This window comes from Bacillota bacterium (genome assembly GCA_012727955.1).
In the GTDB taxonomy this organism is placed as follows: Bacteria; Bacillota; Limnochordia; order DTU087; family JAAYGB01; genus JAAYGB01.
Map to the genome: position 1 here is coordinate 1 of JAAYGB010000056.1, position 2308 is coordinate 2308.

Here is a 2308-nt window from a genome sequence, read left to right on the forward strand (position 1 = left end):
TCCTGTCCCTGTCCCCAGCGGGGATCCCGAAAGATATTGAAATTCGGCGACCACATCGTCAACCCGGTATAGATATCCCTAATCCCCCGCCGGACAAATTCATGGTGCGTTGCCCGGGCTTCGTCGGAGATTGCCGTGGCCACCTCAAAGATCAGTTCCTCATTCCAGGTAGCGGCCATACCGATGGCCTGGGGAAACACCGTGGCTACCCCCGCCCGAGCCACTCCATGGAGACACTCATTCCACCAGTCATACTTGGGGATCCCCAAGCGTTCGATGCCCCTGGCACCATTTAGTGTCTGAGATACCTTTTCCTCAAGGGTCATCCGACTGACCAAATCCTCTACCCGTTCCTCTATCGGCAGTTCTGGATTGAGGTAAGCCGGTTGACTAGAATCCCTTGACTCCATCAGCTCGTCGCGATCCAATTGCTCCTGCATCGGTATCCTCCTTTACTAACAAAGTTAGTGGTCTGCCCTATCGATACAAATGGCATTTGACCATCACACCATCCACGGTGACCTCTTGGGGCACCTGTTCTTCGCAGCGGGGCATGACCTGGGGGCAGCGGCCAGCAAACTTGCATCCCTGCTTGAGAAAGTCCTGTTCTTCAAAACTGGACAACTTGATCCGGCCCCGCCACTTGTTGTTAGGGTCCGGCTCCGGTACCGAATCCCGCAGAATCCTGGTGTAGGGGTGTTTGGGGGCCGTCAAAACTTTACCCACCGGACCCAATTCCACGATATTGCCTCGAAACATAATCGCGATGCGATCACTGACGTAGTAAGCGGTGGCCAGGTCATGGGTGATGTAAATCACGCTCACTCCCCGCTCCTCCTTCAGCACCTGAAACAGGTTGCATACCGACATCTTCAAGGAAGCATCGACCATGGAAACAGGTTCATCGGCCACAATCAGGGAGGGATTTGTGATCAGCGCCCGGGCAATGGAAATACGCTGGAGCTGTCCACCGGAAAACTCATGGGGATAGCGGCCCTGGACATCTGGTTGGGAGATTCCCACCAGGCTCAAGGCCTCAAGTATCCCCTGCTTGGTCTCTTCTTCAGTGGCGGCATCGGCATAATGCCAAGCAGTGGCCTTCAGGTAACTATCTACCGGCCGCAGGGGATTAAAGGTCTCAAAGGGATTTTGAAACACTGCCTGCACCCGCTTGTTGAAGCTGCTCCGCCGGTCTGTCTTGGCCAAGTCCTCTACATTAGTACCCTGGTACCGCACCTGGCCTTCCGTGGGTTCCAATAACCCTAGGATCATCTTGGCCAAGGTGGTCTTGCCCGATCCGCTCTCACCGGCTAAGGTAAATATTTCGGCCCTGTCCTCCTGGAGGGTAAAGGAGGCCCCCTCTACCGCCTTCAGTCTTGCCCGATGGAACCCCCCACCGATGGTAAAGACCTTACTGACGTTATCAACTGCCAAGAGATTGGTTTGCACCTGAGTCTGCATCTGAATCCTCCTTCCCCACCAGGAAGCAAGCTGCGCTGTGGCCGGCAAAGGCCTCAGTCAGTCTCGGTGACTGCTGGCGACAGATCTCCATCACCTCGGGGCAGCGGGGATGAAAGGCACAGCCCGAGGGCAGTTTTTCCAGCGACGGCGGCGAACCCGGCGCACTAACCCGACGGGACTTATCCCCGATGCGGGGCAGAGACCCAATGAGATATTGGGTATAGGGATGGAGGGGGTTGGCAAAGATTCTATGGACATCGGCCTGCTCAATGATCCGTCCCGCATACATAATCGCGATCCGATCACAGATATTGGCGTGAATCGCCATGTCGTGGGTTACCATGACGATGCTGTTATTTTCCTCCCGTTGGATATCCTGGAGCAGTTGGATAACCCCCCGCTGTACCACTACATCCAGGGCCGTGGTCGGCTCATCACAGAAGATGATGCGGGGCTTGAGAATCGTTGCCAAGGCAATCGTCACCCGCTGCCGCATTCCCCCCGACAATTGATGGGGATAGGCAGTAAGGGTATCCGGAGGAAGACCCAAATTCACCAGATGCCCCCTCACCAGGTCGGTAAACTCTCCGTTGGGCTGGATATCCAGATGGGCACGAACAAAACTCTTGAAGCTATCGCCAATCCGGCGCACGGGATTGAGGACACTCAAGGACCCTTGGGGCACGTAGGAGATATGCTTCCACATCATTTCCCTGCGCTCTTGGGGCGAGGCCTGCAGAATATCCACCTCTCGGCCTCGCCACCGATACTTGACGGTACCGCCTCGATGCCGCAGCGGCGGTCGCAGCCCACCCAAGAGGCTCTTGAGGAGGGTACTCTTGCCGCA

At 56.2% G+C, this 2308-nt stretch carries 3 protein-coding genes; all 3 read right to left on the minus strand.

The genetic code is table 11. The features are described 5' to 3' along the window. On the minus strand, positions 1-440 hold a 440-nt coding region (locus tag GX030_09400), incomplete at its 3' end, for a hypothetical protein (GenBank protein NLV92590.1). Positions 441-477: 37 nt separating this feature from the next. Next, positions 478-1461 carry an ABC transporter ATP-binding protein gene (locus GX030_09405; protein ID NLV92591.1) on the minus strand — a complete coding sequence of 328 codons (984 nt, stop codon included), beginning with the start codon at positions 1459-1461 and terminating at the stop codon, positions 478-480. Beyond that, positions 1424-2308, minus strand: an 885-nt coding sequence (locus tag GX030_09410; protein ID NLV92592.1) for an ABC transporter ATP-binding protein, incomplete at its 5' end; no start/stop codon positions are given. The genes GX030_09410 and GX030_09405, both read right to left, overlap by 38 nt.